Here is a 14,268-nt window from a genome sequence, read left to right on the forward strand (position 1 = left end):
TAATCGCGGATCCATCGCAGCCCCATTACTGCTTTCATACTTGCTGAAACGTTTCCGCAGCGCTATAAAAATGGCACAACTCCAATAAAGGCTGCTGCCATGACCCCGCTCAAACTCGCCGTCGCCCTCGGCGCTTTCACTGCTGCTTCCCACGCCATGGCCTGGGATTACGTCCTTCTCGATACCAACAAGCCCGCGCAAAACTGGAGCATCACCAGTGAACAGCTCGGGGTGAAAACCGACCAACCCTTCTCCGTAAGCCTGCGTACCTTGCACGGTGGGCGGCAGGAAGGTGTCAGCATCGTTGATATCGATAACGGCACGATGAAACTCTCGGTGGTGCCAACCCGCGGCATGAATGTCTTGCAGGCCTCTGTCGGCAATGTGCGCATGGGGTGGGATTCGCCGGTCAAGGACGTGGTCAACCCGTCCTTTATCGAGCTCAACGGACGCGGTGGGCTGGGTTGGCTGGAAGGCTTCAATGAGCTGGTCGCCCGCTGCGGTTATGAATGGGTCGGCCATCCCGGCATCGATAATGGTGAGCTGCTGACCCTGCACGGCCGCGCCGCCAACATCCCGGCCAGTACCGTCACGCTGCACATCGACGAAAAGCCACCCTACGCCATCAGTCTGCGCGGCGAGCTGAAAGAGCAAGCCTTCAAGAAAGTCGACTTTTCGGTGGTCACGGAACTGGTCACCGAGCCTGGCAGCGTGCGCTTTGCACTTAACGATACGCTGACCAACAACGGCGACTATCCAAAGGAATACCAGGCGCTGTATCACAGCAATTTCAGCACGCCGTTCCTCGAGCAGGGCGCCCGTTTTGCTGCACCGGTGAAACAGGTCTCGCCGTTCAACGACAAGGCCAAGGGCGATCTGGCTGACTGGCAGACTTATCGTGCGCCGACCAAGGACTACGACGAAACCGTCTATAACGTTGTGCCCTATGCCGACGCCAAAGGTGAAACGCTGACTGTTCTGCATAACAAGGCGGGCAGCCTTGGTGTTTCTGTTGGCTTCAATACCCAGCAGTTGCCAGTGTTCTCTCTGTGGAAAAACACTGATACCCAAGGGCAGGGCTATGTCACGGGGCTGGAGCCGGGCACCAGTTTTTCTTACAACCGCCGCTATCAGCGTCCGCTGAATCTGGTGCCGACCATTGCACCGAAAGAACACAAACAGTTCCAGATCAGCTACAGCCTGCTCGCGGACAAAGGTGCTGTGGATAAGGCCTTGAAGCGTGTGACCGAGATTCAGGCGGGGCGCGACACCGAAGTGCGGCAGACGCCGTTGGTGGATCTGACAACCGAGCATTAAGGTGTCGCCGGCCGATATTGCAGCGCCTCGGCCAAGTGTTCGCGTTTGATTGCATCGACTTGCTCAAGGTCTGCCAAAGTGCGGGCGACCTTGAGTAGCCGGTGTGCCGAGCGCAGCGATAGCGTCAGTCGTTCACAGGCTGATTCAAGCCATTTCTCGTCGGCTGTGGATAACTTGCAGTGCCGCTTCAACCCCGGCAGATCAAGAAAAGCATTGGCACAGGCTTGACGCTTTTGCTGGCGCTCCCGCGCCTCGGCTACCAATGCCGCAGCGCTGGCGCTGTCCTCACCGGGCTTAACCGCAGGGTTCAATGCCGTCGCCTCCCGGGCCACCGTCAGGTGCAAATCGATTCGATCCAGTAAAGGTCCAGACAGCTTGTTGCGATAGCGTTGGACCATGTCCGGTGTGCAGGAGCACTTGCCGCTTGGCTCGCCAAGATATCCACAGGGGCACGGGTTCATCGCCGCCACCAATTGGAAGCGCGCGGGAAAACGCACGCGGTCCTTGGCCCGGGCTATCACGATGAATCCCGACTCCAAAGGCTCCCGTAAAACCTCCAGAACCTTGCGATCGAATTCCGGCAACTCATCGAGAAACAGAACACCGTGGTGGGCCAAGGTGATTTCGCCGGGTTGCGGTTTCGAACTGCCACCCACCAGTGCAGGCCCGGAGGCGGAGTGGTGCGGTTGACGGAAGGGACGCTGCGGCCAATGGGTCAGCGGTGCGCCACTGGCGACGGACTGAATCGCCGCCACCTCCAGCGCTTCACTCTCGGCCAGCGGCGGCAACAGCCCCGGTAATCGGCTGGCCAGCAACGTCTTACCCGTCCCCGGCGGCCCGCTGAACAGCAAGTTGTGCGCACCCGCAGCGGCAATCAGCAACGCCCGTTTCGCCGCCACTTGCCCCTGCACTTCATTCAAGTCGGGATAAGGCTTGCTGGCATGCATCAGCCCGTCGGAGACATAGGGCTCAACTGGCGTATGCCCATTGAAATGCGCCACCGCCTCCAGCAAATGATCCACCGCAAACACCTTCAACCCCGAAGCCAGACACGCCTCCTCGGCATTCGCTCGCGGCACCACCAACGCACGACCCGCCTTGCGCGCCGCCAATGCTGCCGGCAAAACCCCGCGCACCGCTCGCACGGCGCCGGACAACGCCAACTCACCCAGACATTCCACATCATCCAGCGTCAGACACGGCACCTGCACACTCGCCGACAGAATCCCCAAGGCAATCGCCAGATCAAACCGCCCGCCATCCTTGGGCAGATCCGCCGGCGCCAGATTCAAAGTGATCCGCCGCGCCGGAAACTGCAGCCCGGAATTGATGATCGCGCTGCGCACCCGGTCCTTGCTCTCCTTCACCGCCGCCTCGGGCAGGCCGACCATGGTCAGCGACGGCAGGCCGTTGGCCAGATGGACTTCGACGGTGACAGCAGGGGCTTCCACGCCAATCTGGGCGCGACTGTGGACGATGGAGAGAGACATGGTCGTTCCTTGAGCTGAATCGGGGGCCGCTTCCTGCGGGTTTTTGAAGGGTAGTTGGGAGAGCGAATCCAGGCGACACGGATGCAAGGGCAAACCTTCACTGGATGTTGCCAAGGTGCCCTTCCACATTCAGTAGAGGCGCCACATTAGTTTTCTTCTTCGGGATTTCTTACTTGGCTTCCTCCCCCGGCCAGCCAACCATCCGGTTCGAGTTCTTTACCGTACTTGGCCGCTACCTCAATAAAACGACGCTGATTGGCTGAAATACCTCCGGCTAACCGAAGTGCTTCAGCGTGATATCCAACAATCTCTTCTAGCTTTGCCCTTCTCTTTTTGTCTTTCATTGAGGCCTCGTTTTTTGGGTGACAGATGCTTTGTTGGCCACCGTAGTACAAGGAGGAAAAGTCGCGTAATCAGGCGCAGACGCTGATGTTTGTAGGGCCATGCCCTAATAGTTGTAGGACGCCGGCGAAAGGGGGGTGAAGGTCTTGTATCCGGGAGTCGGATGCTCCAGTTTGGCCGTTCAATGCAGCCTCTGGAGGCGAAAAATGGACCGCAATGGTATGCGCCCGATTCATCCGGGCGAGGTTCTGAATAAGGAATTCATGGAGCCGTTGGGCATGACCGTCATGGATCTGGCCATGCCCACGAACTGGCCCGAAAGTGAGATCGAAAAGCTTGTGAAATGCCAGCTCGGGATCGGCGTCGATCTGGCAATCAGCCTTGCCACTCGTCTCAACACTACGCCTGAGTTCTGGATGAATCTCCAATCGACTTACGATTTGCGCAGGGCCCAGCTCCGGCATGCGGGTTTATAGCGATTGCAGCATTCGCGAAGCTCTTTTCCACCATGGCCCCGTCATTGGGCGCTTGGTCTGTTCCCGTTCCACCACCATCAGCGGCACATCTTGTAACCGTATCCACGGCTGGTTATTCCAGTGCAACAAACTCAATGTCATGTCCGGCCAACTGAGCAGGCTCAGGTGTGGGCGTTCGCTTGTGCTGGGGTGTTGGGCGTCGCGCAGGGTGGGGATGACTTGGTGGGTGATCCATTCGCGCAGCGCTCGGTATTCGGGGCAGTAGTGGTAGACGAGGAGGGCGTAGATGCCTGATTCGCTGATCAGCAGGGTGTTTTCGATCTGGTTGTGGATGAGGGTTTTGCGGGTTTGGTATTGGTCGGGGTCGAGTTTTCGCAGCATGCGTTCGTTGAGGTAGATGTGCAGCAGGCGGCTCAGGTCTCGGGCGCAGAACCAGGGTTGGTTCTGGATGAGGAGGGCGTGGAGGGGGAGTTTGTGGCGGGTGAAGATGTGCGGGGTCAGATAAGTCTCTTCTTGATTCATTGAGCAGTTCCTCTTGCTTAAGGGGCTGCCCTCAATCGTCGCCAAACGATTGGGTGGCAGTTGTACGCGGGTTGGCGAACCGGAGCAAAAGGAACCCGGCAGACCCGAAGGTCTCCCACGCACAACCGCCATGAAACGATGTGGCGGTAATGTAGCTGCCATCATGGTTGTCGTGCGCCTTAAGCTGTTCGGGTCGCCAAACCCGCTGCTGAACATTCAGCATCGGGTGAGCTTAGAAACCTGGGCTTTTCGGCGCAATCGGACGGCGGTGGTGCAGGTTGTAGGACGTTGCCGGGATGGTTGAAGGGCTGAGGATCAAAAGATCGCAGCCTTCGGCAGCTCCTACAGGGGGATGCGTTATTCGGCTGGCGGTGTCAGCTTGGCTTCCATCTCGGCGACTTTGGCTTCGAGGCTTTCGAGGCGGGCGCGAGTGCGGGCCAGTACGACCATCTGGCTATCGAATTCTTCGCGGCTGACCAAGTCGAGTTTGCTGAAGGCGCTTTGCAGCAGCATCTTGAACTGGCTTTCGATTTCGGCTTTCGGCAGCGGGGTGTCGCCGCTGAAGAGGCGGGAGGCGGTGCCGCTCAGGGCGTCGAGGAAGTCTTTGGGCGCGAGCATGGTGGATGTCCTGGAAACAATGGCCGGCAGTGTATCACGCAGTGTCTATAGTCAATCTCGCGGTCAGGGATGCACGCTTTTCGCGCAGGCGGACGGACGGCGACGCACCGTTGTTGTGCGTATCCGGATGGGGTTTTGCACGGGATGGCGTGTGGCAGCGGCCAAGGGATTGAAATCAGAGGTTTTTGGCGAGATGGCAAGCTTTCTGCTTAGTCACCTTCGACCCATGCACTGATGCAGTCGCTGTGACGAATGCAGTGCGGCAGACGGAGCGGGGAGTTTCGTCGGCAGCGGTTAGCTGGCGTCAGTCGGGCAGGTACGGCCGACGATGCGTTACAAAGCCAGGCACTGCGCTTAGACTTGAGTCGGGTTTGTTTTCCTGGGGCAAGTCCACCAATTCGGGAGAGAGTTTTCATGAAGCTAGTCACTGCCATCATCAAGCCGTTCAAGTTGGACGACGTGCGCGAGTCGCTGTCCGAAATCGGCGTGCAGGGCATTACCGTTACTGAAGTCAAAGGCTTCGGCCGGCAGAAGGGTCACACCGAGCTGTATCGCGGCGCGGAATATGTGGTCGATTTTCTGCCCAAGGTGAAAATCGACGTGGCCATCGACGACAAGGATCTGGATCGGGTTATCGAGGCGATAACCAAAGCGGCCAACACCGGCAAGATCGGTGACGGCAAGATCTTCGTGGTCAATCTGGAACAGGCGATTCGCATCCGTACCGGCGAAACCGATACCGACGCGATCTAAGCGCCGCCACAAACCCCAACGCCCCAGGAGAAAACAATATGACTCTGCGTAAATTCGCAGGGCTAGGAGCCCTGTTGTCTATCGTAATGCCCGGCCTTGCTATGGCGGCAGACGAAGTGGCGGCCCCGGTCCTCAATTCCGGCGACACTGCCTGGATGCTCACCTCGACAGCCCTCGTGCTGTTCATGACCATCCCCGGCCTGGCGCTGTTCTACGGCGGCATGGTTCGCTCGAAAAACATTCTTTCCGTGATGATGCAGTGCTTCGCCATTACCGGTCTGATCAGCATCCTGTGGGTCATTTATGGCTACAGCATTGCGTTCGACACCACCGGCATGGAGCAGGGCGTCGTCAATTTCAACTCGTTCTTCGGCGGCATGGGCAAGGCGTTCCTCGCCGGTGTCACGCCTTCGAGCCTGACCGGCCCTGCGGCGCTATTCCCTGAGGCGGTGTTCATCACCTTCCAGATGACCTTCGCGATCATCACCCCGGCGCTGATCGTCGGTGCGTTCGCCGAGCGGATGAAGTTCTCCGCGATGCTGATCTTCATGGGCATCTGGTTCACCCTGGTTTATGCACCGATCGCGCACATGGTCTGGTCCGGCAACGGCGGCCTGATGTGGGACTGGGGCGTGCTCGACTTCGCCGGCGGCACCGTGGTGCACATCAACGCCGGTGTGGCCGGTCTGATCTGCTGCCTGGTGTTGGGCAAGCGCAAAGGCTTCCCGACCACCCCGATGGCTCCGCACAACCTCGGTTACACCCTGATGGGCGCGGCGATGCTGTGGGTCGGCTGGTTCGGCTTCAACGCCGGTTCCGCTGCGGCGGCCAACGGCACCGCCGGCATGGCGATGCTGGTCACCCAAATCGCTACCGCTGCGGCGGCGCTGGGCTGGATGTTTGCCGAGTGGGTCACCCACGGCAAGCCAAGCGCACTGGGTATCGCATCGGGTGTGGTTGCCGGTCTGGTCGCGATCACTCCGGCTGCCGGCACTGTGGGCCCGATGGGCGCACTGGTGATCGGTCTGGCCGCAGGTGTGGTGTGCTTCTTCTGCGCCACCACGCTGAAACGCAAACTCGGTTATGACGACTCCCTGGACGCCTTCGGCGTACACGGTATCGGCGGTATTCTCGGCGCGATCCTCACCGGTGTGTTCGCTGCGCCGGCGCTGGGTGGCTTCGGCACCGTCACCGATATCGGTGCGCAAGTCTGGATTCAAGTAAAAGGCGTGGGCTTCACGGTGATCTACACCGCGATCGTCACCTTCATCATCCTCAAGGTCCTGGACGCCGTGATGGGTCTGCGTGTGACCGAGGAAGAAGAGTCGGTTGGCCTCGATCTGGCACAACACAACGAACGCGGCTACAACCTGTAAGTACGCGCACTGAAAAAAATTGCCCGGTTCGCCGGGCATTTTTTTGTCCGGGATTTGTCATTAAGCGACAGGCTGAAAGGATTTTTCGTACGCCTTTAGTCGTGTTTACGACGGCGGTTTTTCACCGGCCAATGGCTTACATCATTGAGCGAATATTAGGGCCTTTGTTTTTTCCCAGAGCGCGCTAGAATGCGCCCCGAACGTGCGGAGAACTGTATGTGGCAACAGACTCTGATAACCCTGCGGGCACGGCCCCGGGGCTTTCATCTGGTAACGGACGAGTTACTCGCTGGCCTGCCTGAACTCAGGGAGTGCCGGGTCGGTCTGTTGCATTTGTGGCTGCAGCACACCTCGGCGTCGTTGACCATCAACGAGAACGCCGATCCGGCGGTCCGTCGCGACTTCGAACGATTTTTCAATCGTCTGATCCCACAAGGAACAGACGGCTATGAGCATAACGACGAAGGCCTGGACGACCTCCCGGCGCACTTCAAGGCCAGCGTGCTTGGTTGCCAGATCAGTCTGCCGGTTTCGGCAGGTCGTCTGGCTCTGGGGACCTGGCAAGGCGTTTATCTGGGCGAGCACCGTGATCATGGCGGTGCTCGAAAAGTCCTCGCCACCTTGCACGGTGAAGGGGCATAAACCGTTGGTCACCAATGGTTACTGATTTTTTAACGGCGACTTTCGACAGTTGCCAAAGCTGGTCTATAACTAATCTGCTTTTCGCAAGTCATGAGGTAGAACATGAGCGACGATGATCTGGAAAACGACGACCTCGAAGTAGGCGACGAAGACGAGGCCGAGGAAGGCCTGGAAGCGGCAGCGGAAGACGTTGCTGACGACGATGGCGGTGACGATACGCCGGCCCCGGCTGCCAAAGGCAAAGCCAAGGCTGCGGTGTCGGTAGATGAGTTGCCGAGCATTGAAGCCAAGAACAAGGAACGCGACGCCCTGGCCAAGGCCATGGAAGAGTTCCTGTCGCGCGGCGGAAAAGTGCAGGAAGTGGAGGCCAATGTGGTCGCCGATCCTCCGAAGAAGCCAGACAACAAGTACGGCAGCCGCCCTATCTGAGGCGTGCCGCTTGCTTGCTGAAAAAGCCCGCCGTCGCTGCGGGCTTTTTCATGGGTGATGAAAAGATCAAAAGATCGCAGCCTTCGGCAGCTCCTACATTGGAATGCGTTCCCCTGTAGGAGCTGCCGAAGGCTGCGATCTTTTCAGCGGTTCCAGCGTGCAAGCACGGCTGGCAAATCGCTCAGGCAACGAATCTCGGCATCCGGCAGGCGCTCGGCTTCCCAGACTTTTCCCGCCGGGTTAAACCAGATTGCCCGTAACCCCGCCTGTTGTGCTCCGGCAATGTCATCACCCGGATGATCGCCGATGTGCACGGCGGTTTCGGCGGTGGCGCCACCGCGTTGCAGAGCCTCATGAAAAAGCCGCGCATCCGGTTTGGCGATGCCGATATCTTCCGCGCACAACGCAAACTTGAAGTAATCCGCCAGGCCCAATCGACGCACATCGGCGTTGCCGTTGGTGACCACGCCAAGGGCGTAATGATTGGCGAGAATCTCCAGCATCGGCTCGACTTCAGGGAACACTTCGATCTGATGCCGCGCATGCAGAAACACTTCAAAACCCTTGTCTGCCAGGTCGGTAGCTTCGCCATGGGCATATCCAGCGTCTTCCATCGCATGAAACAACACCCGCCGACGTAGCGCGCTGATCCGGTGCTTGAGCCCCGGCTCGTTAGCCAGTACACGCTCGCGAATCGTCCACAAATGTTCGACCGGCACCGCGCCCAGGTTCGGCGCATGTTCGCTTAGCCATTCGCGCAATACCGCTTCGGCGCTGACGATCACCGGGGCGGTGTCCCACAGGGTGTCGTCGAGGTCGAAGGTGATCAACTGGATGCTCATGAATCGTCGCCTTTCATGCGTTTGGCCCGTGGATGGGCACTGTCGTAGACCGCCGCCAGGTGCTGGAAGTCCAGGTGGGTGTAGATCTGCGTGGTCTTGATATCTGAGTGGCCGAGCAATTCCTGCACGGCGCGCAGGTCCTGCGAGGATTCGAGCAGATGGCTGGCGAACGAGTGCCGCAGCATGTGCGGGTGCAGGTTCTGCCCCAACTCGCGTTCGCCGGCGAGTTTGACCCGCACCTGAATCGCTCGCGGGCCGAGGCGCCGGCCTTGCTGGCTGACGAACACGGCGTCGTCTGCGGGGTTGGTCATGGCCCGTAACGGCAGCCATTGTTCCAGTGCTTCGCGGGCCTTTTTACCCACCGGTAGCAGCCGGGTTTTACTGCCCTTGCCGAGGACTTGAACCATGCCGTCGGCGAGGTCCAGCTGATCAAGATTGAGCCCGGTCAGCTCGGAGAGGCGCAGACCGGAGGAGTAGAACAACTCCAGAATCGCCTGATCCCGACGCGCGAGAAAATCATCCTCGACTGCACCTTCCAGCAGTTGCAGAGCACGGTCAGTGTCGAGGGTTTTCGGCAGGCGGCGCTCGCCTTTAGGTGGTGCCAGACCCGTGGCCGGATCATGGTCGCAAAGGCCTTCGCGATTCAGATAGTGATAAAGCCCACGCACCGCCGAAAGCAACCGGGCGAGGCTGCGCGAGGACTGGCCCTGCGCATGCAAGCGAGCAATCAGGCTGCGCAGGCGCTGAATGTCCAGCGCAGACCAACTGCCGATGTTCTGTTTCACGCACCAGCCAAGGACTTTATCGAGGTCGCGGCGGTAGGCCGACAGCGTGTGCGGCGACACCTGTCGCTCACTGCGCAGGTGTTCGCAGTAAGCGTCCAGTTGTCGGTCCATGTTCAGCGTACCGAGCGCAGGGAGCTGTTGACCCGTGGCAGCACGCGGCCCATGACCTCGGCGATATAGCTGAGGAACAGCGTACCGACCGAACTCTTGTAGTGCTGCGGATCACGGCTGGCGATCGCCAGAATGCCGTGGATGCCTTGATGGCTGACGGCAACCACGGCAGTTGAGCCGATCTGCTTGCGCTGTTCTTCACCAAAGAGGAAGTCCAGCTCATGCTCACGCAGGCTACCGCTGACGCTTTTGCCTTCGGTGAGCAGACCGCCGATGGCGACCTGGGCGTCGGCGTGAGTGACCCAGCGACCGACCGGGGCCGGGTTATCACCGAGCAGGATCAGGCTGACAAAAGGCACCTGAAAATCCTGACGCAGACTGTCTTCGACGCTGATCACCACGTCTTCCAGGCTGGCGGCGTCCATTAGAGAAAGAATCAGGCGGCGGGTCTTGTCGAACAGGCGATCGTTGTCGCGGGCGACGTCCATCAAATGCGAGAGGCGGTGACGCATCTCGATGTTGCGGTCGCGCAGGATAGTCATCTGCCGCTCGACCAGCGAAACGGTATCGCCACGCTGGTGCGGAATGCGCAGGGCGGGCAGCAGTTCTTCGTGCTCGACGAAGAAGTCCGGATGCGCCTCAAGGTACGCAGCAACCGCTGCCGCCTCCAGGCTCTCGGACGCTGATTCGTCGGACTGTCGGGCGGGTACCTGAGGCTTATCGGTCATGGTTTTTGCTCACTCAAAGACGCACTTGTCCTTCGTATACACGCACTGCCGGACCGGTCATCAGCACCGGTTGGCCAGGGCCTGCCCATTCAATGGACAGACGCCCGCCGGGCAGGTCAATCAATAGCGGCGAATCCATCCACCCCTGGCTGATCGCAGCGACAGCCGCTGCACACGCGCCGGTCCCGCAGGCCTGGGTTTCCCCGGCGCCACGTTCCCACACGCGCAGTTGCGCACGGTTGCGGTCGATGACCTGGAGAAAACCGACGTTCACGCGCGCGGGGAAACGCGGGTGATGTTCGATTTTCGGCCCCAATTCATGCACCGGTGCACTGTTGATGTCTTGCACGCGCAATACCGCGTGCGGATTGCCCATCGACACCGCGGCCAGTTCGACCGTGGTGCCATCGACTTCCAGCTGATAGCTGATGGCTTGCGCTGGCGCTTCGAACGGAATGTCCGCCGGCACCAGGCGTGGAGCGCCCATGTTCACGCCGATCTGGCCGTCGTTACGTACGTCCAGTTCGATAATGCCGCCTTTGGTCTCGACGCGGATCTGCCGCTTGGCGGTCAGACGCTTGTCTAGCACGAAGCGCGCAAAGCAGCGCGCACCATTGCCGCACTGCTCAACTTCCGAGCCGTCGGAATTGAAGATCCGATAACGGAAATCCACGTCCGGGTTGCTTGGCGCCTCGACGATCAGCAACTGGTCGAAACCAATGCCGGTGTGGCGGTCGCCCCATTGCTTGGCGTGCTTTGGCTGAATATGCGCGTGCTGGCTGACCAGGTCGAGAACCATGAAGTCATTGCCCAAGCCGTGCATTTTAGTAAAACGCAGCAGCATGGGTTACTCCGGCAGCAGGCTTTCGCCGGCAAACAGCTCGGCCACGGTCTCGCGGCGACGCACTTCAAAAACCTGATCACCGTCTACCAACACTTCAGCGGCGCGGCCACGGGTGTTGTAGTTGGAGCTCATCACAAAACCGTAGGCGCCGGCCGAATGCACGGCCAGCAGATCGCCTTCGGCCAGAGCCAGTTCGCGATCCTTGGCGAGGAAGTCACCGGTTTCGCAGATCGGGCCAACGATGTCGTATTTGCGCGCAGCGCTGTCACGCGGTTTGACTGCGGTAACGTCCATCCACGCCTGATACAGCGCCGGGCGGATCAGGTCGTTCATCGCCGCGTCGACGATGGCGAAATCCTTGTGTTCGGTGTGCTTGAGGTACTCGACCTGGGTCAGCAGCACGCCGGCGTTGGCAACGATGAAACGGCCCGGCTCGAACACCAGCGCCAGATCACGTCCGTTCAGACGCTCGCGCACAGCTTTGATGTAGTCGGCAGCCAAAGGCGGCTCTTCATCGCGATAACGCACACCCAGACCGCCACCGAGATCGATGTGGCGCAGGTGAATGCCGCAATCGCCGAGACGATCGACCAGATCCAGCAGACGGTCGAGCGCATCGAGGAACGGTGGCAGCGTGGTCAGTTGCGAACCGATGTGGCAGTCGACACCGACCACTTCCAGGTTCGGCAGATGCGCGGCGCGCACATACACGTCTTCGGCGTCGGCGATGGCGATGCCGAACTTGTTCTCTTTGAGACCGGTGGAAATGTACGGGTGGGTGCCGGCATCGACGTCCGGGTTCACGCGCAGCGAAACCGGGGCGCGGACGCCCAGTTCGGCGGCAACCACTTGCAGGCGCTCGAGCTCGTCGGTGGATTCGACGTTGAAGCAGTGCACGCCGACTTCCAGCGCACGACGCATGTCGTCGCGGGTCTTGCCGACACCGGAGAAGACGATTTTTTCAGGGCTGCCGCCAGCGGCGAGCACGCGTTCCAGTTCGCCACGGGACACGATGTCGAAACCGGCGCCCAGACGCGCCAAGACATTCAGTACGCCGAGGTTGGAGTTGGCTTTGACCGCAAAGCAGACCAGGTGCGGCATGCCGGCCAGCGCATCGGCGTACGCCAGATACTGGGCTTCGATGTGTGCGCGCGAGTAAACGTAGGTGGGCGTGCCAAAGCGGTCGGCGATGGCAGACAGCGCCACACCTTCCGCAAACAGTTCCCCGCCACGGTAGTTAAAAGCGTCCATGGCGATCCCTTATTGGTAAACGTCGTGCTTGTGCGCCTTGGAGGCAGGCTGTTGTTGCGACGATTTGGCTTGCTCGGCCGGGTCCTGATCGTCATCGGGCAGGTACAGCGGGCCTTTTTGACCGCAGGCCGAAACGAGGCAGGCAACCGCGACGAGCGCAGCAAGGGAAGAGATCAGGCGCTTCATGGCGAAATCCTTGAAAATGCGTTAATTGCGCCGGAGTATACCGGCCACCCGGCAGCTTGCCTATGTGATGGCCTTCCCGTCCGGCGGGGCTTGCCCACCAGCATATAGAACCCTGTGGGAGCGGGCTTGCCCGCGATTGCGGTGGTTCAATCGACATCAATGTTGAATTTGCCGGCCTCATCGCGGGCAAGCCCGCTCCCACAGGTACCGGGTTTGTTACGCCGATCGGTGCTTGGTCGTTAATCTTTGCAATCGGCCGGCAGCGTCCGTATCTTTCGGCGCTTGAGCCTGATCAGAACATTTTTTGAGGTTGCCGCAATGAGTTTGTCCGAAGCCCGTTTCCACGATCTGGTCGATGAAACCCAGGAAAAACTGGAAGACATCTTTGATGAAAGCGACCTGGATATCGACATGGAGAACTCGGCCGGTGTGCTCACCGTCAAGTTCGAAAACGGCTCGCAGCTGATCTTCAGCCGCCAGGAGCCGCTGCGTCAGCTGTGGCTGGCGGCGGTGTCCGGTGGTTTCCACTTTGATTACGACGAAGAAAGCGAGCGCTGGATGTGCGACAAGAGCGAAGAGCAATTGGGCGAAATGCTCGAGCGCATCGTCAAGCAGCAGGCCGGCGCCGACTTCGATTTCGAAGGTCTGTGATTTCGTGACTGATACTGCTCCCGTTCGTCCGCCGAAGCCGCTTTACAGCAATGTCAGCGCGGCCGTGCCTTCGCCGTGCAGCGGGGTGTGCCGGCTGGATGAGCAGAAGGTCTGCCTGGGTTGCTTCCGCCATGTCGAGGACATTCGCGAATGGCGCTCGGCAGACGATCAGCGACGCCGGGTCATCTGCCAGCAGGCTGCTGCCCGCCAAAATTCTGTTTGATACCCCATTGTGGCGAGGGGATTTATCCCCGTTGGGTCGCGTAGCGGCCCCAAAATCTTTACGACTGCTGCGCAGCCGAACGGGGATAAATCCCCTCGCCACAAGGGTTTCACCCAGGCAAAAAGTGGGTGACTTGTATATTTTTTGAGCTGTGATAGTGTCCGCAGACGCCTCAAACCACCGAGGCACGGTGAAAACCCCGTCTTTTTTGGCGGGGTTTTGCTTTTTTGTGCAGAAGAAAGGAGTCTGCCCGGATCATGACCGCACCTTCCATCACCCTCACCCGTCTGGACGTGCAACGTCTGGAGCGCCTGATCGACAGCCTGAACGACAAAGACCAGGCTGCGCCGGGCGTGATCGCGCTGCAAACCGAACTGGACCGTGCCGACGACGTGGTCGGCCACGATGAAGTGCCCGCCGATGTCGTGACGATGAATTCCCGCGTGCATTGCCGTGAAGAAGGCAGTGGCAAGGACTACCACCTGACGCTGGTCTATCCCAAGGATGCCAACGCCGACGAAGGCAAGATCTCCATTCTGGCACCGGTCGGCAGTGCACTGCTGGGCCTGAAAGTCGGTCAACACATCGACTGGCCGGCACCGGGTGGCAAGACCCTCAAGCTGACCTTGCTCGAAGTCGAATCGCAGCCGGCCAACGGCGGTGATTTCCGCGAGTAACCCGC

19 protein-coding genes are annotated in these 14,268 nt (G+C 59.8%); 9 read left to right on the forward strand and 10 right to left on the reverse strand.

The window, feature by feature from the left end; genetic code table 11:
* Positions 1 to 99 precede the first annotated feature (99 nt).
* Positions 100 to 1,317, forward strand: coding sequence for an aldose 1-epimerase family protein (locus tag ACQ4MY_RS23625; RefSeq protein ID WP_440096654.1), 1,218 nt, complete (start codon positions 100 to 102; stop codon positions 1,315 to 1,317).
* Here ACQ4MY_RS23625 and ACQ4MY_RS23630 read toward each other — a convergent pair.
* Together ACQ4MY_RS23630 and ACQ4MY_RS23635 are read right to left on the reverse strand one after the other, a co-directional pair.
* Positions 1,314 to 2,807: a YifB family Mg chelatase-like AAA ATPase gene (locus ACQ4MY_RS23630; RefSeq protein ID WP_440096655.1), complete on the reverse strand. Its 1,494-nt coding sequence runs from the start codon at positions 2,805 to 2,807 to the stop codon at positions 1,314 to 1,316. The two genes, ACQ4MY_RS23625 and ACQ4MY_RS23630, sit on opposite strands and share 4 nt — an antisense overlap.
* A 146-nt stretch (positions 2,808 to 2,953) precedes the next feature.
* A complete protein-coding gene (locus ACQ4MY_RS23635; protein WP_150793774.1) occupies positions 2,954 to 3,151 on the reverse strand; it encodes a hypothetical protein in 198 nt (65 codons plus the stop codon).
* A gap of 204 nt (positions 3,152 to 3,355) precedes the next feature.
* Between ACQ4MY_RS23635 and ACQ4MY_RS23640 the strand changes: the two genes are divergently transcribed.
* On the forward strand, positions 3,356 to 3,625 hold the full coding sequence (locus ACQ4MY_RS23640) for a HigA family addiction module antitoxin (RefSeq protein ID WP_440096657.1): 270 nt from the start codon (positions 3,356 to 3,358) through the stop codon (positions 3,623 to 3,625).
* Here ACQ4MY_RS23640 and ACQ4MY_RS23645 read toward each other — a convergent pair.
* Positions 3,620 to 4,147, reverse strand: a complete 528-nt coding sequence (locus ACQ4MY_RS23645) for a BRO-N domain-containing protein (protein WP_440096658.1) — start codon at positions 4,145 to 4,147, stop codon at positions 3,620 to 3,622. The two genes, ACQ4MY_RS23640 and ACQ4MY_RS23645, sit on opposite strands and share 6 nt — an antisense overlap.
* 357 nt (positions 4,148 to 4,504) lie before the next feature.
* Positions 4,505 to 4,765, reverse strand: a complete 261-nt coding sequence (locus tag ACQ4MY_RS23650) for an accessory factor UbiK family protein (protein WP_007920416.1) — start codon at positions 4,763 to 4,765, stop codon at positions 4,505 to 4,507.
* 414 nt (positions 4,766 to 5,179) lie between these two features.
* Between ACQ4MY_RS23650 and glnK the strand changes: the two genes are divergently transcribed.
* The 4 genes from glnK to sutA all read left to right on the forward strand — a co-directional run bounded on the left by glnK (position 5,180) and on the right by sutA (position 7,965).
* A complete protein-coding gene (gene glnK / locus ACQ4MY_RS23655; RefSeq protein WP_002555808.1) occupies positions 5,180 to 5,518 on the forward strand; it encodes a P-II family nitrogen regulator in 339 nt (112 codons plus the stop codon).
* 38 nt (positions 5,519 to 5,556) lie between these two features.
* Positions 5,557 to 6,894, forward strand: coding sequence for an ammonium transporter (locus tag ACQ4MY_RS23660; protein ID WP_310868172.1), 1,338 nt, complete (start codon positions 5,557 to 5,559; stop codon positions 6,892 to 6,894).
* A gap of 216 nt (positions 6,895 to 7,110) precedes the next feature.
* On the forward strand, positions 7,111 to 7,536 hold the full coding sequence (locus ACQ4MY_RS23665) for a secondary thiamine-phosphate synthase enzyme YjbQ (RefSeq protein WP_007920418.1): 426 nt from the start codon (positions 7,111 to 7,113) through the stop codon (positions 7,534 to 7,536).
* A 102-nt stretch (positions 7,537 to 7,638) separates the two neighbouring features.
* Positions 7,639 to 7,965, forward strand: coding sequence for a transcriptional regulator SutA (gene sutA / locus ACQ4MY_RS23670; protein WP_007920420.1), 327 nt, complete (start codon positions 7,639 to 7,641; stop codon positions 7,963 to 7,965).
* A gap of 143 nt (positions 7,966 to 8,108) precedes the next feature.
* Here the strand turns inward: sutA and ACQ4MY_RS23675 are convergent, their stop codons facing one another.
* The 6 genes from ACQ4MY_RS23675 to lptM are packed head-to-tail and all read right to left on the reverse strand — an operon-like array spanning position 8,109 to position 12,712.
* Positions 8,109 to 8,807: an HAD family hydrolase gene (locus ACQ4MY_RS23675; RefSeq protein WP_440096659.1), complete on the reverse strand. Its 699-nt coding sequence runs from the start codon at positions 8,805 to 8,807 to the stop codon at positions 8,109 to 8,111.
* Positions 8,804 to 9,703, reverse strand: coding sequence for a tyrosine recombinase XerC (xerC, locus tag ACQ4MY_RS23680; protein ID WP_440096660.1), 900 nt, complete (start codon positions 9,701 to 9,703; stop codon positions 8,804 to 8,806). The genes ACQ4MY_RS23675 and xerC overlap by 4 nt, the downstream gene beginning before the upstream one ends.
* Before the next feature lie 2 nt (positions 9,704 to 9,705).
* Complete coding sequence (locus ACQ4MY_RS23685) at positions 9,706 to 10,431, reverse strand: DUF484 family protein (protein WP_008084574.1); 726 nt, start codon at positions 10,429 to 10,431, stop codon at positions 9,706 to 9,708.
* A gap of 13 nt (positions 10,432 to 10,444) precedes the next feature.
* Positions 10,445 to 11,275 carry a diaminopimelate epimerase gene (gene dapF, locus ACQ4MY_RS23690; protein WP_008084573.1) on the reverse strand — a complete coding sequence of 277 codons (831 nt, stop codon included), beginning with the start codon at positions 11,273 to 11,275 and terminating at the stop codon, positions 10,445 to 10,447.
* Positions 11,276 to 11,278: 3 nt separating this feature from the next.
* A complete protein-coding gene (lysA, locus tag ACQ4MY_RS23695) occupies positions 11,279 to 12,526 on the reverse strand; it encodes a diaminopimelate decarboxylase (protein ID WP_008084572.1) in 1,248 nt (415 codons plus the stop codon).
* Between the two features lie 9 nt (positions 12,527 to 12,535).
* The gene (lptM, locus tag ACQ4MY_RS23700; RefSeq protein ID WP_003229400.1) at positions 12,536 to 12,712 is read right to left on the reverse strand and encodes an LPS translocon maturation chaperone LptM; all 177 of its coding nucleotides are present in this window, start codon (positions 12,710 to 12,712) and stop codon (positions 12,536 to 12,538) included.
* Between the two features lie 318 nt (positions 12,713 to 13,030).
* Between lptM and cyaY the strand changes: the two genes are divergently transcribed.
* From cyaY to rnk, 3 genes are all read left to right on the forward strand, one after another.
* On the forward strand, positions 13,031 to 13,363 hold the full coding sequence (gene cyaY, locus ACQ4MY_RS23705; RefSeq protein WP_008084571.1) for an iron donor protein CyaY: 333 nt from the start codon (positions 13,031 to 13,033) through the stop codon (positions 13,361 to 13,363).
* Between the two features lie 4 nt (positions 13,364 to 13,367).
* Entirely contained in the window at positions 13,368 to 13,586 is a 219-nt protein-coding gene (locus ACQ4MY_RS23710) for a DUF1289 domain-containing protein (protein WP_081500526.1), read from the forward strand.
* 257 nt (positions 13,587 to 13,843) lie between these two features.
* On the forward strand, positions 13,844 to 14,263 hold the full coding sequence (rnk, locus tag ACQ4MY_RS23715) for a nucleoside diphosphate kinase regulator (protein WP_008084569.1): 420 nt from the start codon (positions 13,844 to 13,846) through the stop codon (positions 14,261 to 14,263).
* Positions 14,264 to 14,268 lie beyond the last annotated feature (5 nt).

This window comes from Pseudomonas sp. SM4, from assembly GCF_051913165.1.
Taxonomy (GTDB): Bacteria; Pseudomonadota; Gammaproteobacteria; order Pseudomonadales; family Pseudomonadaceae; genus Aquipseudomonas.